The 22564-nt window shown below is 37.7% G+C and carries 34 protein-coding genes and 2 riboswitches; of the genes, 1 reads left to right on the top strand and 33 read right to left on the bottom strand.

Translation table 11 applies throughout. The features are described from left to right. Positions 1-71: 71 nt before the first annotated feature. The 30 genes from gcvPB to MKZ17_RS07845 all read right to left on the bottom strand — a co-directional run bounded on the left by gcvPB (position 72) and on the right by MKZ17_RS07845 (position 20150). The gene (gcvPB, locus tag MKZ17_RS07990) at positions 72-1541 is read right to left on the bottom strand and encodes an aminomethyl-transferring glycine dehydrogenase subunit GcvPB (RefSeq protein ID WP_340723216.1); all 1470 of its coding nucleotides are present in this window, start codon (positions 1539-1541) and stop codon (positions 72-74) included. Continuing rightward, complete coding sequence (gene gcvPA, locus MKZ17_RS07985) at positions 1534-2880, bottom strand: aminomethyl-transferring glycine dehydrogenase subunit GcvPA (protein WP_340723215.1); 1347 nt, start codon at positions 2878-2880, stop codon at positions 1534-1536. The genes gcvPB and gcvPA overlap by 8 nt, the downstream gene beginning before the upstream one ends. Before the next feature lie 21 nt (positions 2881-2901). Next, positions 2902-4005, bottom strand: coding sequence for a glycine cleavage system aminomethyltransferase GcvT (gcvT, locus tag MKZ17_RS07980; protein ID WP_340723214.1), 1104 nt, complete (start codon positions 4003-4005; stop codon positions 2902-2904). An 84-nt stretch (positions 4006-4089) separates the two neighbouring features. Further along, a riboswitch (glycine riboswitch) is annotated at positions 4090-4189 on the bottom strand. 3 nt (positions 4190-4192) lie between these two features. Next, positions 4193-4286: riboswitch (glycine riboswitch) on the bottom strand. 129 nt (positions 4287-4415) lie between these two features. After that, on the bottom strand, positions 4416-4928 hold the full coding sequence (locus tag MKZ17_RS07975) for a shikimate kinase (protein WP_340723213.1): 513 nt from the start codon (positions 4926-4928) through the stop codon (positions 4416-4418). A 405-nt stretch (positions 4929-5333) separates the two neighbouring features. After that, positions 5334-5537, bottom strand: a complete 204-nt coding sequence (locus MKZ17_RS07970; RefSeq protein WP_340723212.1) for a hypothetical protein — start codon at positions 5535-5537, stop codon at positions 5334-5336. Positions 5538-5660: 123 nt separating this feature from the next. Then, positions 5661-6056 (bottom strand): hypothetical protein, encoded by a 396-nt coding sequence (locus MKZ17_RS07965; RefSeq protein ID WP_340723211.1) that lies wholly within the window; start codon positions 6054-6056, stop codon positions 5661-5663. Positions 6057-6156: 100 nt separating this feature from the next. Beyond that, a complete protein-coding gene (locus tag MKZ17_RS07960; RefSeq protein ID WP_340723210.1) occupies positions 6157-6525 on the bottom strand; it encodes a hypothetical protein in 369 nt (122 codons plus the stop codon). Between the two features lies 1 nt (position 6526). Further along, positions 6527-6748: a transcriptional regulator gene (locus MKZ17_RS07955; protein WP_340723209.1), complete on the bottom strand. Its 222-nt coding sequence runs from the start codon at positions 6746-6748 to the stop codon at positions 6527-6529. 208 nt (positions 6749-6956) lie between these two features. Next, the gene (locus tag MKZ17_RS07950) at positions 6957-7172 is read right to left on the bottom strand and encodes a glycosyl transferase (protein WP_340723208.1); all 216 of its coding nucleotides are present in this window, start codon (positions 7170-7172) and stop codon (positions 6957-6959) included. 176 nt (positions 7173-7348) lie between these two features. Then, positions 7349-7870 (bottom strand): hypothetical protein, encoded by a 522-nt coding sequence (locus tag MKZ17_RS07945; RefSeq protein ID WP_340723207.1) that lies wholly within the window; start codon positions 7868-7870, stop codon positions 7349-7351. A gap of 189 nt (positions 7871-8059) precedes the next feature. Continuing rightward, complete coding sequence (locus tag MKZ17_RS07940) at positions 8060-8767, bottom strand: N-acetylmuramoyl-L-alanine amidase (protein ID WP_340723206.1); 708 nt, start codon at positions 8765-8767, stop codon at positions 8060-8062. After that, positions 8767-9180, bottom strand: coding sequence for a phage holin family protein (locus MKZ17_RS07935; protein ID WP_340723205.1), 414 nt, complete (start codon positions 9178-9180; stop codon positions 8767-8769). Before MKZ17_RS07935 ends, MKZ17_RS07940 begins: the two co-directional genes overlap by 1 nt. A 91-nt stretch (positions 9181-9271) precedes the next feature. Beyond that, positions 9272-9484, bottom strand: coding sequence for a hypothetical protein (locus MKZ17_RS07930; RefSeq protein ID WP_340723204.1), 213 nt, complete (start codon positions 9482-9484; stop codon positions 9272-9274). A 63-nt stretch (positions 9485-9547) separates the two neighbouring features. After that, positions 9548-9844, bottom strand: coding sequence for a hypothetical protein (locus MKZ17_RS07925; RefSeq protein WP_340723203.1), 297 nt, complete (start codon positions 9842-9844; stop codon positions 9548-9550). A 71-nt stretch (positions 9845-9915) separates the two neighbouring features. After that, the gene (locus MKZ17_RS07920) at positions 9916-10062 is read right to left on the bottom strand and encodes a hypothetical protein (protein WP_340723202.1); all 147 of its coding nucleotides are present in this window, start codon (positions 10060-10062) and stop codon (positions 9916-9918) included. Position 10063: 1 nt separating this feature from the next. Then, positions 10064-10453 (bottom strand): hypothetical protein, encoded by a 390-nt coding sequence (locus tag MKZ17_RS07915; protein WP_340723201.1) that lies wholly within the window; start codon positions 10451-10453, stop codon positions 10064-10066. A gap of 13 nt (positions 10454-10466) precedes the next feature. Further along, positions 10467-11132 (bottom strand): hypothetical protein, encoded by a 666-nt coding sequence (locus MKZ17_RS07910; protein WP_340723200.1) that lies wholly within the window; start codon positions 11130-11132, stop codon positions 10467-10469. Between the two features lie 2 nt (positions 11133-11134). Beyond that, a complete protein-coding gene (locus MKZ17_RS07905; RefSeq protein WP_340723199.1) occupies positions 11135-11530 on the bottom strand; it encodes a hypothetical protein in 396 nt (131 codons plus the stop codon). Beyond that, complete coding sequence (locus MKZ17_RS07900; protein ID WP_340723198.1) at positions 11531-13156, bottom strand: hypothetical protein; 1626 nt, start codon at positions 13154-13156, stop codon at positions 11531-11533. Between the two features lie 8 nt (positions 13157-13164). Continuing rightward, positions 13165-13509: a DUF6711 family protein gene (locus MKZ17_RS07895; protein ID WP_340723197.1), complete on the bottom strand. Its 345-nt coding sequence runs from the start codon at positions 13507-13509 to the stop codon at positions 13165-13167. A gap of 14 nt (positions 13510-13523) precedes the next feature. After that, on the bottom strand, positions 13524-16535 hold the full coding sequence (locus MKZ17_RS07890) for a phage tail protein (RefSeq protein ID WP_340723196.1): 3012 nt from the start codon (positions 16533-16535) through the stop codon (positions 13524-13526). Beyond that, complete coding sequence (locus MKZ17_RS07885) at positions 16519-16848, bottom strand: hypothetical protein (protein WP_340723195.1); 330 nt, start codon at positions 16846-16848, stop codon at positions 16519-16521. The genes MKZ17_RS07890 and MKZ17_RS07885 overlap by 17 nt, the downstream gene beginning before the upstream one ends. A 53-nt stretch (positions 16849-16901) precedes the next feature. Next, positions 16902-17267 (bottom strand): DUF6096 family protein, encoded by a 366-nt coding sequence (locus tag MKZ17_RS07880; protein WP_340723194.1) that lies wholly within the window; start codon positions 17265-17267, stop codon positions 16902-16904. A gap of 97 nt (positions 17268-17364) precedes the next feature. Continuing rightward, positions 17365-17973: a hypothetical protein gene (locus MKZ17_RS07875; RefSeq protein ID WP_340723193.1), complete on the bottom strand. Its 609-nt coding sequence runs from the start codon at positions 17971-17973 to the stop codon at positions 17365-17367. A gap of 65 nt (positions 17974-18038) precedes the next feature. Beyond that, positions 18039-18464 (bottom strand): phage tail tube protein, encoded by a 426-nt coding sequence (locus tag MKZ17_RS07870; protein ID WP_340723192.1) that lies wholly within the window; start codon positions 18462-18464, stop codon positions 18039-18041. Positions 18465-18479: 15 nt separating this feature from the next. Further along, complete coding sequence (locus MKZ17_RS07865; RefSeq protein WP_340723191.1) at positions 18480-18833, bottom strand: hypothetical protein; 354 nt, start codon at positions 18831-18833, stop codon at positions 18480-18482. Further along, positions 18833-19270 (bottom strand): HK97-gp10 family putative phage morphogenesis protein, encoded by a 438-nt coding sequence (locus tag MKZ17_RS07860; protein WP_340723190.1) that lies wholly within the window; start codon positions 19268-19270, stop codon positions 18833-18835. The genes MKZ17_RS07865 and MKZ17_RS07860 overlap by 1 nt, the downstream gene beginning before the upstream one ends. Continuing rightward, entirely contained in the window at positions 19267-19596 is a 330-nt protein-coding gene (locus tag MKZ17_RS07855) for a hypothetical protein (RefSeq protein ID WP_340723189.1), read from the bottom strand. The genes MKZ17_RS07860 and MKZ17_RS07855 overlap by 4 nt, the downstream gene beginning before the upstream one ends. Further along, positions 19586-19900 carry a phage head-tail connector protein gene (locus tag MKZ17_RS07850; RefSeq protein WP_340723188.1) on the bottom strand — a complete coding sequence of 105 codons (315 nt, stop codon included), beginning with the start codon at positions 19898-19900 and terminating at the stop codon, positions 19586-19588. Before MKZ17_RS07850 ends, MKZ17_RS07855 begins: the two co-directional genes overlap by 11 nt. A 4-nt stretch (positions 19901-19904) precedes the next feature. Beyond that, positions 19905-20150, bottom strand: a complete 246-nt coding sequence (locus MKZ17_RS07845) for a Rho termination factor N-terminal domain-containing protein (protein ID WP_340723187.1) — start codon at positions 20148-20150, stop codon at positions 19905-19907. Between the two features lie 91 nt (positions 20151-20241). Between MKZ17_RS07845 and MKZ17_RS20555 the strand changes: the two genes are divergently transcribed. Next, positions 20242-20382, top strand: coding sequence for a zinc ribbon-containing protein (locus MKZ17_RS20555; protein ID WP_445326904.1), 141 nt, complete (start codon positions 20242-20244; stop codon positions 20380-20382). Between the two features lie 55 nt (positions 20383-20437). Here MKZ17_RS20555 and MKZ17_RS07840 read toward each other — a convergent pair whose 3' ends face one another. The 3 genes from MKZ17_RS07840 to MKZ17_RS07830 all read right to left on the bottom strand — a co-directional run bounded on the left by MKZ17_RS07840 (position 20438) and on the right by MKZ17_RS07830 (position 22561). Then, positions 20438-21439, bottom strand: coding sequence for a major capsid protein (locus tag MKZ17_RS07840; protein ID WP_340723186.1), 1002 nt, complete (start codon positions 21437-21439; stop codon positions 20438-20440). A 17-nt stretch (positions 21440-21456) separates the two neighbouring features. Continuing rightward, positions 21457-22161 carry a DUF4355 domain-containing protein gene (locus tag MKZ17_RS07835; protein ID WP_340723185.1) on the bottom strand — a complete coding sequence of 235 codons (705 nt, stop codon included), beginning with the start codon at positions 22159-22161 and terminating at the stop codon, positions 21457-21459. A gap of 163 nt (positions 22162-22324) precedes the next feature. Further along, positions 22325-22561 (bottom strand): hypothetical protein, encoded by a 237-nt coding sequence (locus MKZ17_RS07830; RefSeq protein WP_340723184.1) that lies wholly within the window; start codon positions 22559-22561, stop codon positions 22325-22327. Positions 22562-22564: the final 3 nt, after the last annotated feature.

The raw sequence follows: 22564 nt of genomic DNA, 5'->3' as shown, positions 1-22564 counted from the left end.
ATTGTAAGAAGTCTAACTTCTACTAAAAAAAAGACAGGAGATTCCCCCCTGCCTTTCTTCATTTCTTCATATTACGCTTCTTGCTTCGTATAGCGTAAAATCGGTGTACGAGCAGCACGTGTTTCATCTAGTCGATTGACGACAGTTGTATGCGGTGCCTCTTGTACTAATGTTGGATTATCAATTGTTTCTTGCGCAATTTGAATCATCGCATCACAGAATGCATCTAACGTTTCTTTCGATTCCGTCTCAGTTGGTTCAATCATAATTCCCTCTTCTACGTTTAACGGGAAGTACACAGTTGGTGGGTGGTAGCCAAAGTCTAAAAGGCGTTTAGCAATATCAAGTGTACGAACACCTAGTTTCTTTTGACGACGACCTGATAATACGAATTCATGCTTACAATGACGGTTGAACGGAAGATCGAAGTGTTCTTCTAAGCGACGCATCATATAGTTTGCATTTAAAACAGCATATTCAGTTACTGCTTTTAAGCCGTCTGGACCCATCGTACGAATGTACGTATAAGCACGTACATTAATGCCAAAGTTTCCATAGAATGGTTTCACACGTCCGATTGATTGCGGACGGTTGTAATCAAAGTGGAATGAGCCATCTTCTTTTTTCACTAATACTGGCTTTGGTAAGAAAGGAATTAAATCTGCCTTCACCCCTACTGGACCAGAACCTGGACCACCGCCACCGTGTGGACCTGTGAATGTTTTGTGCAAATTTAAGTGTACACAGTCAAAGCCCATATCGCCAGGACGTGCCTTACTCATAACAGCATTTAAATTTGCACCGTCATAGTATACTTTACCACCAACACCATGAACGATTTCTGCCATTTCTAAAATGTTTTCCTCAAATAAACCAAGTGTATTCGGATTTGTTAGCATTAATGCTGCTGTATCTGGGCCTACGACACGACGTAAGTCATCTAAATCCACTAATCCATCTTCGCCTGATTTAATTGTAATCGTTTCAAAGCCTGCTACTGTTGCAGAAGCTGGGTTTGTACCGTGCGCTGAGTCAGGCACAATTACTTTATTACGGTGACCTTCACCATTTGCTTCATGGAATGCACGAATCATCATTAGTGCTGTCCATTCTCCGTGTGCACCTGCTGCTGGTTGTAATGTTACTTCATCCATCCCTGTAATTTCTTCAAGTGATGTTTGAAGATCATATAATAATTCCATTGCGCCTTGTACAGTCGTTTCATCTTGTAAAGGGTGAATATGTGAGAAGCCCGCATAGCGTGCAACCGTTTCATTAATTTTTGGGTTGTATTTCATCGTACAAGAACCTAATGGATAGAAGCCTGAGTCAACACCGTGGTTACGACGTGATAATGCTGTATAGTGACGCATAATATCCAGTTCAGAAACTTCTGGAAGTTCTGCCGGCTCTTGACGTACTAATTCTTTCGGTAATAAATCGTTTAAATCGAAATCTGGCACATCAAGTGGCTCAAGATTGTACCCTACACGACCTTCTTTTGTCACTTCAAAAATGAGTGTTTGGTTTTCGTTATGCATTGTGAGCCCCCATTTCTGCAACTAATTGCAAGATTTCTTCTTTTGTACGAATTTCTGTTACTGCAATTAACGCATGGTTTTCTAATTCTGGATAGACACGACCTAAATCAAAGCCACCGATAATACCTTTTTCAATTAACGCTTTGTTAATTTCGGTTACAGATTTATTTGTTTTTACAACGATTTCATTGAAGTGTGCGCCTTGGTAAGCTACTTCAAAGCCAGCTGCTTCAAATGCATTTTTTGCAAAACGTGTTTTCACGATGTTTTGCTTCGCCATTTCTTGTACCCCTTGTTTTCCAAGTGCAGTCATAGCTACAGAAGCTGCAAGGGCAAGTAATGCTTGGTTTGAACAGATATTCGAAGTAGCTTTATCACGACGAATATGTTGCTCACGTGCTTGTAATGTTAATACATAACCACGTCGACCATCTTGGTCCACTGTCTCACCAACTAAACGACCTGGTACTTTACGCATTAATTTGTTTGTTACTGCGAAGAATCCACAGTGAGGGCCACCAAACGCTTCTGCAATTCCGAATGGTTGGGCGTCTCCAACTGTAATGTCTGCGCCTAATTTACCAGGTGGTGTTAAAACGCCAAGAGATAACGGGTTTGCTGATACAATAAACAAGCCCTTTGCTTCATGCGTAATATCAGCCAATGTTTGAAGGTTTTCAATTTGGCCGAAGAAGTTCGGATATTGTACGATTACACCAGCCGTTTGATCATCTACTAATCCTTTTAATGCCTCAACATCTGTAACACCGTCTTTTGTTGGCACGGTTACGATTTCAATCGATTGCCCATATGCATAAGTTGCTACAACGTCTTTATATTCTGGGTGAACGGCACCTGAAACAATTAATTTTTTACGTCGTGTATGACCTGCTGCAAGCATTCCCGCTTCTGCTAATGCTGTACCGCCATCATACATTGAAGAGTTGGCAAGATCCATGCCTGTTAACTCTGCAATCATTGTTTGGAATTCGAAAATTGCCTGTAATTCCCCTTGTGAAATTTCTGGTTGATACGGTGTGTATGCAGTATAAAATTCAGAACGAGAAATGACATGGTCAACAATTACGGGCTTATAATGGTTGTATACTCCTGCACCTAGGAATGACACATTAGAAGCTGTATCTTTGTTTTTTCCAGCTAATTGCGCTAATTCTTTCATTAATGCCGCTTCCGATTTTGCTTCTTTAATATTATAAAGACCTTGGAAACGTACTTTCTCTGGAATGTCAGCAAATAGCTCATCAATTGAAGCAACACCGATGCGCTCTAACATTTCTCGCTTATCTTGTTCCGTCATTGGTAAATAACGATGATTCATTCGAAACCCTCTTTTCAATTATTATTTACTGCGTTTATAAAATGGTGTTTCAACAATTATCGCTTTTGCTTTATTTTTGCGAATTTCAATTTCTACTTCAATTCCAACTTCCGCAAATTTTGCGTCAATTAAAGCTAAACCGATATTACGTTTTGTCATTGGGGATTGTGTACCAGTCGTTACTTCACCGATTTCAATTCCATCTTTTAATACTTTATAGCCATGACGTGGAATGCCTTTATCAATCATTTCCACTCCAACTAATTTTCGTGTTAATCCTTTTTCCTTTTGCTCAATTAAAGCCTGTTGCCCGATAAATTGAGGATCTTTTGCTAATTTCACAGCAAAGCCAATGCCTGCTTCAAGTGGGGAAATATCTTTTGATAATTCCTGGCCATATAATGGGAGACAACTTTCAAAACGCAATGTATCGCGAGCACCTAGACCTGCTGCGATAACGCCTTTTTCCTTACCTGCTTCCAAAATTTTGTTCCAAAGGTCTACAATAGCCTCAGGCATGCCGTAAATTTCAAAGCCGTCTTCTCCTGTGTAACCAGAGCGAGATACAAGTACACTATGTCCAGCAACAGACACATTATCCTGGAATTTGAAATATTTGATTGTTGAAAGGTCTGTTTCCGTTAATGTTTGAAGTACTTCTTCCGATAACGGACCTTGTAGGGCAATTTGTGCATAATTTGCAGATTCATTTGTTATTGTAACGTTACCTTCTAGATGTTGTTGTAACCATGCAAAGTCTTTTTCAATATTTGCAGCATTTACACAAAGTAAATAACGGTTATCGTCTAAACGATAAGTTAATAAATCGTCTACAACACCGCCTGTTTCATAGCAAAGTGCACTGTATTGTGCACCGCCAACCGAAATTTTAGATACATCATTCGATAACATTTTTTGTAAAAAAGGAAGTGCATCTGGGCCTTCAACAAAAATTTCGCCCATATGTGAAACATCAAAAAGGCCAGCACGATTACGTACTGCATCATGTTCTTCTTTAATCGAACTGAATTGTACTGGTAACTCCCAGCCTCCAAAATCAATTGTTTTTCCACCATACTTTGCATACTCATCAAAAAGTGGTGTACGTTTTAATCCATTTGTCATTTCGAAATCCTCCTTTAATTAGTATGTACTTTTAGCTAACTTCATAAAGCAAAAAAGGACAGAAGAATCCCATTGTATGAGATTCTCTGTCCTTGCACCTGAAAGTTACACCTAAACTTGAGTTCTTTCACACTTTAGGCTTTCCCCTTTGGTGGCTGTATTAATAATACAGCGCTCTCCAGAGTTGCGTCCAATACGAGTCTTTTTGCCTGAGAGATTCATAGCGCTTGCTACTTGCTCCTTCGGCGACGTGACTTCACGTTCTCTCCCCGTATCATCATCCGCGATAGGTTAAATTAACTAAATGAAAAATATAACGCTTAGCAATATCCTAACATTGAATGTCATAAAAACGCAATCTTTTTTTATTTCAACTTAAAAACCGAACATTAATAATAATAAAATATATTTTATTCGCCTTTTAGTCGATTTACTTGAAAACCAATATATTCTACAATTTGACGAAGTGTACGGTTTGCTGTTAATACTTGTATATGTCCAGCTTCACGATAAAATTTGCGTCTCGTGTTATATAGTTCTTCCAAGTCTTGTTCGGTCGACTTTTGTACGATTGGACGGTTTTTATCATTTTTAATACGCACATAAATATCGTCAAATCGTGCATCTAAAAAAAATACAAGCCCACTTCTGCGCATAATTCGCCGATTTTCTTCTTTCATTGCAACCCCGCCACCTGTAGCGATAATACATGCTTCATCTCGGAAATTTTTTAAAAACTCCGTTTCGATTTCACGAAAGCGTTGTTCACCATATTTTTCAAAAATTTCAGGGATCGACATTCCTTGCTGCCGTACAATCTCGTGATCCATATCATAATAGGGCATTTTTAAGAAATAGCTTAATCGTCTTCCAATAGCACTTTTCCCACAGCCCATAAAACCAACTAAATATATTTTTCGCATGCCAATCACCTTCTTCTAATTACGAGCTACTCGATTCATTTATTCATAGTACTTAGTATGTTTATCGTAGCACGAACGTAAATAGATTCCAATGAATTATAGGTATTTGTCTTTGATTTATTTCTATTGAATGGTCATGACATTGATATTTTTCATTCGAAGCCATCCAACCTTTATTTAATAAGGTTTTCTATTAGTCAAAAGGTTTTTATATACGCCTATAAATTATTATTTCAATAATCCGAACAGCGAATTTCACCGAATTACGTCGGGTGAAGTGGGGTACATTTGGGGTACAGTAAATTATGAACACTATTCTTATTATTAATGAACATTAATTTCGGGCAGGTGTGATTGAATAGCATAAATAAAATAGCCCTCCACATTTTCTGTGGAAGGCTTTATTTATTCCCTCATTATGTACTCGCGCTTATATAATATCTCAGTCGCATCATAATCATATTGTCTTTTAATTTCATCGACTAACTCTTCGTCAGTTTCTGGCATTTTCCCACCCGGTCCCATAAACAAAACTGTCCCTCCTTTTACATTAACTTGCCTATGCATGTAATAAAAATCAACGATTACAACAGTTTCTTCTAATCGCATTTCCCGCCACCCCTTTTACAATATTTTACAAAAAAGAGTGTCAGAAAGATATAAAACACCTCAAAATTTCTTTTTGGGTACTTTTTAAAGAAAAATTTAAAGGCTATCACTAAAGCCCGTTATTTATTTTGTCTCATCAGAATGGACAACTCTTATATCGAAAGCTTCCCACTTAAGGTTGTGTTTACTTGCCATCTCTTGATATATATTATTTATTTCTATTTGCAATTTATCAGTAATTACTTGTTTATCCGGTACTATTACATGAATCCTAATATCATCATTTGAATAAATTATTCCTGCAGTTTGATACCTGTGCCCGCCTTTTATCATTTCTTCACTCACTGAGGAAAAAAATCCTCCTTCTTTATGTAGAGAATCAACGAAGTCAGCTAACTCCTCTTGTTCTTCCTTTGTTAAAATGTGAGTTTCTTGATTTGTTTTCGATTCATGCAGATAAAAAAACATAAGAGCTAGAGAAATGAAGATAATACCTACGATATAAAATTTTTTATTCAAAAAAACACCTCTTTTTAAGAGTATGTCGATTTATATATATATATGTCCAAAAGTGTTTTTGTAGCATTAAGTGTGCTAACGCTACCGTTTTGAGCGTGTTTTATTTTCTATCGCCTGGTGTTTGATAACTCATATTCAATAATCGTTTTGTTTCTTCTCTTACCCAATTCCGTAAAGCAATATTAGAGTACGTTCTCCTGTCCGTTTTCCCTCTGATAACAATGATATATTCAGTAAACGCACCATCATTCTTCCCTTTTTCAATCTTGCATCCAGCCTTATATAATTTGCTTTTTACACTTTTCAATTCCTCAAACGTCTCATTGTTTTTCAATGTGTACCATTCATTAAATACATCTGCCATTTTTAAATCATTTATATGCTGTTGATCGCGCTCTAACGTTTTCAATAATACTTCAAGAATGATAAATCGATGTATACCATTACTTAATTCCATAAGTGCATTCATATTAAATCACCACTCGATCTCTGTGGATGCCAGGGGTAATCGCCAATATGTTATCGATTTTAACTACACGTTTGGCATGACGAACAAAGCAATAAGCTTGAAAGCTATCTCCAGTCATTGCAATGACTTTGATGCGACGTTTAGTAATCGACTTATCCTTTGCCATATACATAATATCCACTAATTGATTCCGTTGCATTGCTTTTACTAATTGCTTTTTCATACTGCCATCCTCCCTAAAATACGAACAATCGTTTGTATTCATTATAGAACAAATGTTCTTTTTTTGACAATAAAAAAGAGAGTGATTGCTCACCCTCTTACATCACGCCGATGAATAGCCTTTTCATCATTTACAATATAATACAATTCAAAATTAATCGTCAACAATATCAATAAGATCACTACCGAAATTGTATGTATTAAATATTTTAAGCTTTTGATATTTTAATTAATTTTATTAAGCCTACACTAAATATCAAAGTCCCTATTAGCATTAACGAATGAATGAAGCCATTTAAAATTGGAACATACTCTCCTGTTAAGTTTCTCTCTGCATAAATAATTCCAACAGCACTATATGATAAAGGAGTGCTTACCAAAACTAAAATTAAACCAAAAAGAAAATACCATATGTAGTTTTTCATACCTCGTACCTCCCTTCTCCACCATCAAATTATATTTCGACAGTTGATAATATAACCCCTTCTAAACGTCCAAAAGCTTCGTTTGGTAATTTATCACAACAGATTGTTATTCCACAATCTGACCCTTTAATAGAATAACAAATAGGTTCCTTTAGCTGTTTAGCAACCTTTAAGAGTTAGTTCGGTACTGACAAGTCTTCAATTGTTTCGAAAATTCTTGAATATACATCTAGAATATTTTTTTCATTTACTACGTCATTATATAATCCATAACCCCAATACTTTTTACTCTTACTATCGTAAAGATAAGCATAGGCACCAGAATCAACATCTGGATAATTTTCAAAATCTACTTTTTCATTAACGAAAGGAACATATCCTTTTTGTGTTTCGATAAACAAGAATGGACGAGGACTGTTATTATAAACAGTTGCATATTGGGCTTTATCTGCTTCCTTTAGATTTTCCTTCGTAATAAATATAGCATCAAAGTTTTCCACTTCTTGCAAGTCAGTAAAATCTACACCTGTAAATTGAATATGTTCTTCTCTAACATTCGGTTCTTCCCCAATAATACCAATATGTAATGATTTCCCGTTATAAGGTTCTGTTTCAATACTTTCATTCTGTTTAGAACAACCGAATGTTGTAAATAGAACAGAAATCATTAAAATTGCTAGATTAACTTTTGACTTCATTTTTTCACCTCTCTGTACTAATAAAGGTCCATTCAATATTTTAACATAATTATCCATTAAATGTTATGAAAGTCACTAAATAACCTGGCCTGATTGTAAAATAAAAAAATCCTGCATATCAACACAGGATTTTTAATCATACTATTTTAATTAATCAATATTTTTTTATAGCTTCAGATGGGATTAAATTCATTTAGTTAATCGTTCAGCATACGTCATGACATAATCGAACAACTGTTCATCTGTATACTTATCAACACCCTGATGTGGAGATGTGAATACTTCTGTTACTACAGCCTTTTTAATTAATGCAATGGCACGTTGACGTTGTTTGTCCTCCACAGAAGAGGTTGTGGAAGGCTTCAACGTTTTACCAACCGCCTTCGCTAATTGTTCAGCAATTGCTTGGCAAATCTTTTCAAAGTCCCTACGATAAATAGCTACATCAACACTATCATTAACAAAGCATACCTCGATTAAATAGCACGGTTTATTTGTACCTTTTAATAATCCTAAGTCTGGACGAATTTTAACACCACGGTTTTTAAGTCCACTCACCTTGCTAATTGCATCAGTAATTGCTGTCGCCGTATCGATATTTTTACCATTATGAATTAATGTTTCAGTACCAATTCCTTTTGAATGTGTGCCAGCCGATGAATTAAAGTGAATAGATACGTCGATTTGTCGCGATGTTTTATTGTGCTCTGTAATTAACCATCGAATATTATGAGATTGCTTTTTACTGACATTATCCTCGATGTAATTCGTTGTAATACCTGCAGCACGTAAAATGGATGTTACTCGCTTTGCTACATTAATAGCCTCTGTAACCTCATCTATAAAGCCATATGCACCGGTTTTTGGTCCGTAATGTCCAGGAGAAACAGTAATCATTATTTATCCTCCTTTTTATCATCGTTATCCATCTGTAACTGTGAAAATGCATTTGCTAAAAACTTAGGAACACGAATACCTAGCTTGCCTAAGTTTTCAATCATACTGATACCTTCCATACCGATAAGGAACAATATCATAGCATTACGCATGAAGTTTCCACTCTCTGTTGCTATGTCAAGTTGTACTGCCGCAATGACCATTAGTATCATAGCTGCCTTTTTCAATAACCCTTTAAACGCTTTTTTGCTTTCAACGTTTTTAAACAAAAATCCGACCATGATTCCAAGTGTAAAATCTATAGATATGAAGATTGCTAATGCTTTTACTAAATGGTCAATGCCACCAACAAAATAAGCGACCCATGCCATGGAGCCGCCTACAAGTGATGTATATAAAGTGTCTGTTTTCATATTACACCTTCCTTTTCTGCATAATAAAAGCCCTCCACAGTGATTGTGGAAGGCATAAGAAAAGCACCCTAGAGTCAGAGTGCTTGGTGACCTACTTGTCATTAATTATTTCTGCTAGTCCAACCAAAAACTCATTTTGTTGGTCGCCTCGGAAAGCAAACTCTTGTCTTCCCAATCCTGATTGGTTTTCTTTTTCAGTAATTGCTCCCCATATCACTACATCATCTGGAACGTTATTGTCTGAATGAAGTTCCAATAAATATTCACCACTTTTTATTGCCTTTAAAATATCTTGAACACCCATTTTATCCATCCCTCCTTTCATCTACTGAATTCGACAAAAGGAAGAAATTACCTTTATTAACTTTTATATTTCATCTTGCTTTTCCAGTTGCTCTAAGTGTGCAATATATTCATCTTTTTTCGAAGGCTCTAATTCACTGATTAACTTTCTAATAACATCTCTTTGTTGATGAATTTTTACAACTAAATCCTCTTTTTTATATCTCTTCAACCATTTATCGTTACGAAGATAATCTTCACTAAATCCCATGTATTCAATCAAATCATTTGAGATGCGATTATAATCTCTTTCGATTCTTTTATATAGCTGTAGTTCCATTTCATAAATTTCAACTTTCTTACCTGATAACGTTATGTCCAAATCAATCCCTCCATTTTTGTCTAATTCGACAAAATGAGAGAATATTCCTTTTCAGGCATAAAAAATAACACCTAAGCGTTTGTTCGTTCTGTAGTTTTAATTGTATTACCTTGTTTTTCAGAGATAAAACCTTTTTCTACAGCCTTATCAATATCCGCTTCTGTCGCAGCATTACTTTTCCAGTTTCGCAAGAATAAATTATAATAAATTTCATACATATTAAGCTCCCCCTAACAACAATTTCATAATAATAGTATCTTGCTCGGCTTGGGACGTTTGTAATGATTCAATGCGGTTTCTTAGCGGCTCGGCCGGGGTGAAATTGATACCAGCAACCTCGAAACCTAAATCACTTGCCACTTTATAGGTAATAAATTTCCGCAATGTTTGACTTAGACTACTAAAATTGCCATCGATCTGTAATTCATTATTCACCTGTTCTTTCGTTAAGAAGTCCAAGAAACTCACTTCATGTAGCTGTAATTTATGTTCGATGGTCTGTCTTTCTCCATCGCTATCGATTTCAACAAATACTTGTGCATCAATGTTTCCACTATTCCCGAAATCGAACTCCAGCGACATGAACTTAATACCAGTTATAATTGACATATGCTCCCACTCCCTATAATTTCATAATGTAAGCTAACGCGTAGTACGGCGGTCTGTTTTCGTGTGCGGCTCCAGAACCAGCGCTACCCGTATTACCAGAGATACTATGACTGTGATTTCCTCCCGATTGTGTATAGGACGGCGAAGAAGCATTAACGTTGTATTTGAACGCTTCACTAGATCCAGATCCTGCATTTACGATATATCCATAGTTATCACCCATACTATGCGTATGTGCACCTGTTGTATTAGTTGACAGCGAACTACCAGAGTGCGAATGCAAAGGCATTTGAGCCGCTGTAAGGGTTACAGTATCCGATCCGCCAGTCGCATCAACGGCATATGTGGAACCAGCCCCTACAATAAATCTATTTAGTAGATTTGGAGTACCATTTTGACCGTTACACAAAGCCCATCCAGCTGGAATAGTATTAACTGCACCACTCCACATTGAAATTAACCCAGAAGGAATAGGGTTAAAATCTTGAAACTCTTCATCTAATTTAACTAACTGATTCTCAATCTTATTCATATTAACCGCCATAATAGGCGTGCCTGGCTCGGTTACTTGTCCTTCTGCAGGAATTAAAGTAATTGTCCCGTCAGCATTATTTTGAACATTAAATGTTCGCGGTTTTTCAACTTCTCGGTTTTTCCATTCCGTTGGTTCATAAGCCATTGTTATATCATCCCCTCTCCGCATATAACAGCCCCACAACGCGGTATTAATTCGCTATTTCCTTTGTAGTGCCTATATAACAAGTTTGCATTTACTTCTAACCGCCTTGCATCATTAAATGTAAAGCGATCATTTGGCGCCCAATCTAATTTATTGGTCATCCATCCTTTTGGCATAAAGCGTTGACGCAATGCATTTTGCGTGTTTTCAATACGGATCAAACTGTCCGCAAATTCGATGTGCTGCATATTACGACCAGTCACAAAAACAAAAGGCGGTAACGATACGAAAAAATCGACTAATTCCGCGACAACCGCCGTGTTGTTTTCCACACGGTTTAAATCCTCGAAATTATAATAGTCGGTTGCTACCCAATTTAATTTTGGTGTTATCCACATTTACACACCGCCTTTCGATTCGGTTTTCCCACTTAAAAAACCAGCAAATTCATACTCTTGTTTTGTAATGCGACTTTGCTTTTGTGCGCCGAATGAGTCCTCGATAAAAACAATATCGCCACATTCTAACGCAGGATTTTGACGCCAATTTACTTGATACAATGCCCGCAAATTACTTTCCACAATGATCCATTTCGCAATTTCCGTTGCATGGCTTAATGAATTAATTAACGGGTTATCACATTTTAGCGTCGCACCTTCTTTTACCCCTTCATTGTGAAATGCATATTCGGTTTTTGTCCCATTTGAATGCACAACCATTACCAGGGTTTGTATTAACTTGTCCAAATTTATTTGCGGTTCTTTGTATACATTGTCAAATGTGATATTTTTCATATCGTATCCGCTGTACACAGTAGGCGTTACCATGCCAGTGAACATATCTGGTCCGGCAAAATTGATATACGAAGTGTTTTCATCTAAAACAACGAATGGCTCGATAATGAATTTCGCATCCCTGCTTTGATAGAGCGCACTTTTACTAGCTATCCCTATACATTGCAAGGCTTTCCGATACGTTACTTTGTCGGGGAATCCTGATGTCGTGTAATCTCGTAATGATGGATGAATAAAATAATTTGGAACATTTGCCTTTAACAAAACATCCTCTGTTAGTTCATACAAATTTGTTACCGTACCTTGAGAATATTCTTTATCAAGTAAATCAAAAATATTTCGAGCGGTTAACGTTGTTGTGAGTGCCCCTTCGTCAGACTGCCAATCCACCAAATAATACCCAAGCATATTCACATACTCGAAAATGTCATCCTCGATTTCTACGCCAATACTTAACGACACCTCTTGCCGTTCTTTTAAAAATCGGTAAAAGCCCTGCGGATTAAGGATGTTAAATTCTTTGCTTGAATTATCAATAACAAATTTTATTTCATTAGCAGGAAGCGTATCGCCCACGACGTTCATTTGCTCAATTAAATTTACCTTAATGAGTTTGTCACCTGCGTACTCCTGGAATGCCCCGAAATCAACTTCGACGATTCGTGCACGACGATATGGACGCACCCACTTTTTGATGGTAACAACCACTTTGTTATAATCGTCTAAACCGTTTATCCAAACATACGAGCTTGAATTGTTATCCACTACTTCCTTGGATGCAATCAATTCATCATTTGCTCTATAAACGAAAATATCAAAATCGACTGCATACTCATTGGCGAGCGTATCAAAAATGATTGTTAGCCCTATTGAATTATGTCCCTCGCTAAAATCAAGCGTTACCGTCTGTGGATTAGCAAAAACACCACCTGCACCGCAAATCTCACCGCTCCACCAACCTAAATCACTTTCAAGTTCTGTTGGTTTAGGTGGTATCCGAAACGATCCATCTAATTTGAAATAATCACGTTCAAATGTGCCGTATTTATGCGACATTTCCCGCTTTTTATCCGTTAGCTGTAGGATACGACTAATTGACGCGTTCGACGTTGCCGACGGTGTAGCATCGCCATATGCCCCATTATCCAAAATCGCAAAAACAACTTTAGCAGCTGTTTTACGGATTGGCGCATAAACAGCTTGCTTAAATTCACGACTTACCTCAATCATTCAATCACCTACTTTTCAATGACACTAAATTTAATATCTTTCCAGCGAATGTCGCCGTTAATGTAATCAAGCGCTCCAACATTTCTGTCTCCAGCGTAAAACGTACCTGTTTTTTTAACACTATTCAAAGGGTCGATGTATTCCACTTTAAAGAACACAGGACTAACTGCATTCATTACCGTTTGTAAGTCGGATTTACTCAGGTGTTTCCACCCAAGTTCAATTTTCCGTTTAGTTGTAATGCGCTCAATAATCATGTCCCCGCGTGCATTACGTTCAGCCTTTGAAATGTCCATAATTCCTACTTGGTAATCAGAAGGAGAGGGGATCTCCTTCCCATCAATTTTAATCAAGAACCCTCACTCCTTTAAATTGGTTGAATAATCGTAGAGCCTAAACGCTGCCCTTCTTTTGCTAAATACGGATTAAGGATACGTGCAAACGTTGTACCGTCTACATTTAATACAATGTCGCCACCGTCATTTCCGCCTGATTGCTGGCCACTCATTTGCATAGCTTTCATTACAGCTGTACCAAGCGCACTGGCTAACTTGTCAACAAACGGTGTATTTTCAAGCGGCACAATCATTTCTGCTCCTGCTTCACCTGCAATATAGTTCCCGAAATTCGTTGCGCCGTCCACAATACCACCTCGTGCTAGTTTTGGTATGCGTGGCACCGAAATTGCACCGACACTAATATTTACCCCTGGGATTTTATTAGCAATATTAGCTGCACCCGACAATACCGAATTAATTCCGTCAAAAGTAACTCTAAAGAATGCGTTTAGTGTATCAATTAAAATGTTTATAACGCCTTTAAAAATGCTAGTGATACCTCCGATGATACCTCCGAAAATATCACTAACACCTTGCCATGCTTTACGCCAATTACCGGTGAAAACACCGGTCACAAAATCAAGCAATCCACCTAGTACCTTCATATAATTTTTAATTAAATCAGACAGTGTGGCGATTACCGTTGTTACAAGATCCACAATAAAATTAAACGCACGCGTAAACCCTGGTGCTAAAACATCAATTAAAAATTTAACAATTGGTGTTATAAATTTATTGGATATTTCGAGTGCTGCGTTAACCATTTTCATAACAAGTTCCGCGATTTGCTTTATTAAATCCTTAATATGCTTATCCCATAACCATGTTAATTTTTCTAAAAATGGCTCAACAATCGGCTTTAAGACCTTATCCCACAACGATTGGAATATGTCTTGAATGTTTTCAAATAAATCTTTTAGGTTTTTCATTAAATTGCTACCATATTTTGTCCAAGTATCTTGAACGATTTTTAACGTATCGATAACGATTTTTTTAACTAAATCGAATGTTGGTTTGATAACCGAATTATAAATATCGTTCATCAAATTGGCTGCCCATTCAAATGCGTCTGCCGTCGCTTCAAATGCCGCTACAAGGACATCGGTGAAAATCGGAACAACCGTTTTAATTATTTCGTTAGCAATCGGAATAGCGAACCCATTTAGAATATAATCAACAAATGGCTTTAACGTACCATTTAAGAGGTTTTGAAGTGCGCCTCCAATACGCGGTACAATATCTAAAAACGCGTCTGTAATACGTTTTATAGCAGGTAAAATAACAGTTGTCGTTAGACTATTCAATGTATCTGATAAGTTTTTAAATGTTTTAGCTGCTAACTCTAAAGCAAATACGATCACATCCGTAAAGATTGGCACAAACGTTCTTGTTAATGAATTAACCACTGGCAATAAGAACTTGTTTAAAAGGAATTCTGTTAATGGTTTAATTGTGCCGTCCAACAGGCTTTGCATTGATTTCGCAATTGAAGAACTAGCCACCAAAAACGCATTTTTAATTAATTCTAAAGATGGATATAAAACGCCATTCCATAACCACACCATTATTTCAACCGAATTTTGTAACGTTCTCGCTGCTAAATCCATACCCCAAATACTAACGTCAGCTAATATTGGCGCGAAGTCTTTTACGAATCCAGTAACAATTGACGGGATGAAGTCAAACAGCAAATAGCCTGCCATTGGTTTTAAAAATTGGTCTACCAATTGGACTAAACTTTGTCCCATTTCACCTAAAGATTGTTTAATTGGTCCCACGGCATCGCGTAATGGTTGTAATGCCGTACCCATACCTGAAAATGCCTCTTTAAACTTGCTGCCAATGTCCGACATTTTCGTTTTTAAATCATCAATTGATTTTTTAATATCGTCGACCATTTTTTGAATGTTCGCAGGAATTGTTTCAGTGTCAATTTCCATATCATCAAGCCCACCGAAATCGATTGCATCAACACCGCCACCCTCTCCACTGTCTTTATCCTTATCGGATCCCGACGAACCACTTTGCGATAACTGATTAATTTCATCAAATCCAGCTAGTGCACCTTTTGCCTCTTTTGCTGCTTTTTTAGCTTTTTTCCCAGCTTTTTCTGCGGCGTCTCCGTAATTCTCTTGTGCGGACGTTCCCGCACCAACCGAAATAGATGTTTCTTTTTGTGATTTTGAGACGCCAAAAAAAGCTTGCATAAAGTATTTAAAATAAGCTGTTACTTTAACTAGCCAATTAGCAAGCTTTTGTAATAGCGGTATAACTGCATTTGCAATCGGCATGAATGCAGCACCTATATTCCCTTGAATATCGCTCAATGTTTTGTTTAAATACGCTAATCGTCCTGCAAAAGTATCCGCATATTTTGCCGCATCCCCTACCTGGAATTGCGTTTCTATCATGATCCCGTTTACTTCTGCAAGAATTTTTTCTTGTTGCGATAAATTGTTAGACGTTTTCCCGATGGATGCCGCGTATTCTTCCCACATTTTTGCAACGTTTTTTGTTACGCCCGCGTTATCAACTAGGATAGAATTTTCATTTTTTAAACCTTCTGTAGCTGATGCAACCGCCGCACCTAATGTATAGGATGATTGACGTCCAAACGCTGCCGCATCTTTCAAACGTTCCATTACTTGTTGGATTTGCTCGTCATTATAACCACGTGCAGCTAAGTTTTTATAAGCATTTACTGCGTCTGTTAACGGAACCAACCCGTCAGCAATGTAATCGTTAATAAATGCTTTCGCCTTTGAAAACGACCGTCCTTGCCCTTCTATAATGCTTTGCAAGCCAAGAAAAGCCCCTTCTAAGTCACTTGCTGCCATTACCGCATCTTTAATATATTTGCCAATAGCAAGACCTGCTATTGCGGCAGCTACCGCTTTAAAAGCGTTTTTCATAGCATCGGTTGATTTTTTAACAGCATTATCCATTGTGTTTAGCTCGCTACGTACTCTTCCCAATTCACGTCTTAGTCCAGCTGTTTCTGTAGTAATTAGGATTTGCAATTCTTCAAGCGTTGTTGCCATGCTTCTCGCCTCGCTTTCGCAATTCCGCAGCATAGGCTTCAATTCGGGCCTTTGAAACTTGCCAAGGTTGTTGTTTGACCTGTTGTGCGGCTTTCTCTTCTAAGTCAGGAAATATACCTGGATAGGCTTCATGCAATGCTTTAGGTGCTTGTTTGCTACCTGCTATCATTCCAACCAAATGCGAGATTAAATTCGCTTGATGATAAGAAATAACCGATTCTATCCGCATATTTGCTTCTTGTCTTTTGGAGTAACCAACAATTGATGTTGTAATTTCCTTATAAGTCATATCCCAATAAAAAACTGCATCCACACCGCTTTCTATAGCGATTGGATACAGTTTTTCGAATAGTTCTGTTAAATTTTTTACAGGCTCGTCTTTTCTGTTGCCGCTACCGTCGCCGTCTCCTGGCTCGCTGATTTGAAAAAACCGCTAGTTTTGAAGGCATCAATCATAACCGGAATTAAATCTGTATAAGTATTCCCAACATCAACATAATCATCGTAAAGTTCTAACACCTTTTCCCATGTCATACCGTGGTGATATTTTTGTAAAGATGCATGCAGGATAAGTAGTAAATTACCAACTGCAGGAATCTCTCCATTTTCAACTGTCATTAGGACTTGCAGTGGATTACGACCACCTAATTTCTTCTCTAATTCCACAATCGCAGATGCTGTTGCGCGCAATTTGAATTCTTGCTCGCCAACTTTAAGTGTTGTATATTGCATGATTTTTTCCTCCCAATATAAAAAACACCCTCGAATGAGAGTGCTTTTTTATATTATTTATTTTGTTGTATCGCTTTTATTAATTTATCAGCAGTACTTATTCATTAAACGCATCAGGATAAACGATAGTATCAATAACTCCGCCTGTAGCTTCATCCTTAATAACAACAGTCGTTTTTGGGTCGGCTCCATTAAACACCTGATAATAAATGCCGGACATACCTAATCCCATCGCCGCAAAGCCATCAAAACTATCTTGAAATGCTACTTTATCTACAATTAAATTGAATTCAGAAAAATCCTTATTGTAGGTAACATCCTTGATAGAATTGAAATCCTGGCTTGTTTTAGTTTCTTCAATTGATTCAAGTACGCTGCTTTTCATTTCTTCCATCATTTCTTTATGTTTAGATTTAGACATTTTGTACGTAAGTGAACCGTCATCATTCTTCTTAATTTCATCGACACCTTCACTTTTCGCTTCAGAAATCACCGTATCAATATCTTGACCTTCAAACATTGATGCAGGTAATACTATTTCAACATTCAATAAACCTTTATCGACTTCGATTGATTCATTTTTTTCATTTTCTGCATCTACTTTAGCTACAGCGCCTTCTTGACTACCTGTAGAATCTTCTTTTCCACAAGCCACCATAATAGTTCCCAATAACATAACGAATACTGATAATAAAATTTTTTTCAATGAATTTCTCCTCCAATATGCGGTTAATTAGTAAATTATACCACATATAGAGATGTAACCCTTAATTAAGGGCCCGTTGGATTCGTAACAGTAATATCGCTTTGCAAGCTCATTGCTGCTGTGAAGGTCATCGCTGCATTGACCGCTGCTGAATCCATTTTCACGTTTACATAAGCTTTAAATTCGTGACCTGTACCATCTGGGTACTCAACTTTAAATGTCACAACCTCATTCGCTTCTTGCAACTCACGTAAGACACGGTAATTACTCGTTGTCGTTTCATTGTCATATAAAAACTTGAACGTTAAATCACCAAGATCACGAATACCTGGAATGTATTGCTTTACGGAACTAGATAGAGTGGTAACATCCACTTTTTCGGGATCCCCGCCCAATTCCGGCACTTCCATTAAATCCTCAATTACAGTGAAGGATGAAACACTACCCGATTTGTAGCTTAGTGTTGTGTCTTTCGATAATAAACCTGCCAATATTTCCACTCTCCTTTATTGATGAACTAGTTTAGTCCTTTTATCAACTACGCCTCGAAAGCGCATTGTTTTTCGTTTAATACCTGATGGATCATTCAAATCCGCCGCAAATTGACGGTGAAAACCGATACTCTTCAACTTCTCATTTACAGCTTGTGCTATAGTGCCCGTTGACTTTGTATGCCACACATCGATTAATATGATGATTTCCGACTGCAATTCTTCTTGCATATTACGATAATTGGAATTATCCGCCTCTTTAAACGTAATATGAGGCATTGCGCCTTGACCGGATGGAAACTGATCAGAAACGGTTACACCTTCTATGGTATTTAATAATGTATTTATTTCTGGTTTCACATCGTACATCAACTACCACCTAGCTTTCGTATTTCTTTTTTCAACTCTTCCTTTACCATCATCTTTACATTTTCTTCATTCTGTTTAAGAGCTGGATACAAATAAGGTTGAGCCTCCATACCAGTCCAATCTTGTCGGTAGCTTACATCTAATGGCGATTTAGGAGGAGAAGGTGAACCCTCTCCCCGTTGCCCCGTTCCAAATTCTACGTACGGACCGTAAAATAAATCTGTTGAAACCTTACCTGTTATTACGTCGTTCTTTTCTTCTGTTTTAGCTTGAATGCTGTTGCGAAGAAAGCCACTGTCCCCAATTGGTGCAAGATCTTTTGCGTCACCTTGAACTTGTAAAGTAGCTTTTTGTATTCCTTTTTTAAGTGCTTTCTGACTATTCCCCCCAAGTGAATCTAGCTTTCGTATAAGACTGTCTAACCCTCGAATTGTCACGTTTTCACCTTCTCCAAATCGATGACGTAATGTGCATACCATCGTCTGATTGCCACAACTTTGTAATCTGGATCTTTATCAGCTGCTACATAAATACAAAGACCATCGTTTTCAGAAAGACCTGCAATCGATTCTACATAAGCAACTAACATGTACTTTAAATTTGCTCCGTACATTTCCACCATCATTCTCCCACCTGCCGGTTGTACATGTGCCTGTAGATTTTCGCCAACATCCCACCCATCGTATGTGGTACCGTCGGGATCGGATAGCTTCTTCCATTGTTTTATTTGATATGGCTTTAAATCACGTTGTCTAAGTCTCATAGCGTGCTGCCTTTATTAAACGCGATTGGTTAATGGTGTTTTGAATTGATTGAGGCAAGGAATCGAAAGAGCGACTAATACCACCTTCTGAATGAGAGGTTTGTCCTTCAATTCCTTGCATGTTGTAACGGATGGTAGTTATTTGACGAACTGTTGATTCTAAGAAAACCGGTATTTCTTTACGATTGGTCCAAATAAGTACATCATTTCGAGAATCTTCTAAAATAAGATTAAGATCATCATCTTTGGATTCGTCCTTAATACCCAGGTTTATTTTTAATTTATCTAACTGAGTAAGTTCCACGCAATCACTCCCGTTCATTTCCAGCGGAATTACTTTTCGCTTCTTTAATTAGTTCGATTAATTCAATTTCCGTTTTATTGGAATAACCTTTGATACCAAGTTTTTTACACATTTCCTTTAGTTCTTTTGTAGAAAATTCAACAATTGAACGAGGTTGTAAAGAATTAATGGGAACAGCAAAGCCAATTGTTTTTTTTATTTGTTTAGCGGCCTGTTCACGCCTCATACGTTGAAATGCTGTAGCTGACATTTAACTCACTCCTTATTTCCCGTAAAAATTTCCAATAAAAAGGATAATAACTATTCATGTCGAATCATGTATTTATAGGGAGGTGATTCATATGACATATAAAACAGGTGAAAAACCAGGCAAAGGTACTTACAAATGTACTTCATGCGGTCAATTGGTAGTATTAGATGACACTACAGACACATTACCACCTTGTCCGAGATGCAATAATACTGAATATACACGCGTGTAAATCAAAAGGAAAAAGTCTATCTATACGATGGGCTTTTTCCTTTTTCCATCTACATTTAAGCTAATTTATAAACAAACTTCACAATACGAATTGCTTTGTTTTCATACACACGGTTCCAGTTAGCTGCATCTTCCACCTCTGCATTTGAAGGTGTTGGACCTGCAACAGAAGTATTCTTGAACTCAACACCACGAGGATGTAATACAAACGCTTGACGGTTGATAAGAATGTCATCACCCGCAAGTGAATCACGATCCGTTTCGACTGCCTCTGGGTGGAACCCATTCCCTAAACCGATAGCGCCTTCACCGAATAGGTAGGAAGTATAAACTCCTGCAGCTACTGGGTGCCCATCATCAACAATCACTCTACGTCCCATATAAGTTGGGATTTGAACTTTACCTTCTGCATCCGGAATAAATTCAATTAGGTTTTGCTTTTGTAAATGTGTGTATGCCAAACTGTGCATTGAGATAGCTGTTAGTTGGCTAGCAGCGTCTCCTAACTTCTGCTTAGCATCAAGGAATGTCGACCCGGATAAAACAGCAGCTGCACCAGCCTCGGCTGAAATATCATGAACGTTCCCACTCATGGATGGTGAAGCAAACACGCCTTTTAACATGGAGAATAATAACGCTTGACGGCGGCGTGCCCAATAACCTGCCACCAAATCACCAATAGCTGCCATCGGGTCAGAACCGGCAAGAACATAGGCTAAATCATTTGAGCTCCATGCATTACCACGTAAGAATAAAGCCGCAACGTCTTGTCCTGCAGTAATCTTCTGTGGTGTAAGAGCTGTCGTATCAGACAACACTTCATCTTCTCCGGTTAAGTCGTTCCAGTAAGGCATGTTGATAAGCTTACCGCCGCCTTGTGCTAATGCATCAAGTTCGGGATTGTTTGAGATGATACCAGACGCCTGCAACGCCGATAACTCCATTGTTCGTTGGATAACGTATGGGTTGAATACTTCCGGTACAATTACATCACTAATTTTTGTTTTAGCGAAAAACTGGATATTTAATTTCATTAATAAATTAGCTGGTTTTTTCATTTAATTCACTTCTCCTTTTATTTTGCTGCAGCGATTAACTGCTTTGCTAAATCTGGGTTTTCTTTTAAAATACGGCCTTGTTCAGTCAAATTGAAATCAGTTCCTTTTTTCCACGGGTTCTTTTGCCCTCCACCTTTAGCGCCTCCTCCACCAGGTGGTTCACTTCTCAAGCGATCATTCACGCCAGCCTCTACTGCTTCACGAAAAGCCTTTTCCACTGCGTCTAAACTAGCGTTAGTAGATTCTGCGTCAGTAAATACAAGAATATCGGCTAATGTTTTCGGTAAGCCTTTCTCCGCTAGCGTTTCAAGTGCTGTTGCACGAAGCTCACGGCGCGTGATTTCACTTTCACGTTTCGCTAACTCATCTTCACGCTTTTGTCGCTCATACTCTGCCTTTTGGTCAGCATTCATTTTGGCTAACTTTTCAGCTTCTGTTTTAGCTGCGTCTAGTTTCGTCTGATAATCCTTTTCCCATTTGGCTTGAGCCTTTCCTAAACGATCCTGAATAATTTTGTCCAATTCTTCTTGCGTAAACGATTTATCCCCCGGTGGATCATTAGGAGGGTCGGCGGGTGGTTCTTCTTGGTCCGCTGGCGGGTCAGTTGGATCAGCAAAGAATTGCAGATTAAGCGGTAATAAAGGTTGAAAATTTTTTACTGTTTGTTTAGGCTTCGAGAACAAATTTTTAATGTACAAAATAAACATCTGAATAAATTTCATAAGTACCTCCACCGTTTAACGCCCGTCGGCTATTTCCATGCGGCTTTTATTGTGTCATCAGCATGTTTTGGACATAATAAAAAGCCGTATTGCTACGACTTAACCTTTTTATCAGTAAAATAACTAACCCATATACCTAATAGAAAACCACTTAAAAACAAAATCATTCACGCATACCATCCATTATCTGTTGTTTAGCTACTTCCAAAAGTCCAATTGTTCTGATACCACCACCGTCTGACCACCCTGTTTGTACATAACCTTCATTGTCGAGTGAAATCACTACCACTTGTTCGAAATTCTCGGCATTATTTAACGCATTTTCTAGTAAAGAATGTGCCGTTACTATACCTTCTTTTTTGGCTTTGTACGCATCAAAGTTCAATGTTTTTTCATTCATTCT

The sequence above is a fragment of the Solibacillus sp. FSL R7-0682 genome (genome assembly GCF_038005985.1).
Taxonomy (GTDB): domain Bacteria; phylum Bacillota; class Bacilli; order Bacillales_A; family Planococcaceae; genus Solibacillus.
The sequence above is the reverse complement of the archived record's forward strand: the minus strand, read 5'-3'. Positions and strand labels throughout refer to the sequence as shown.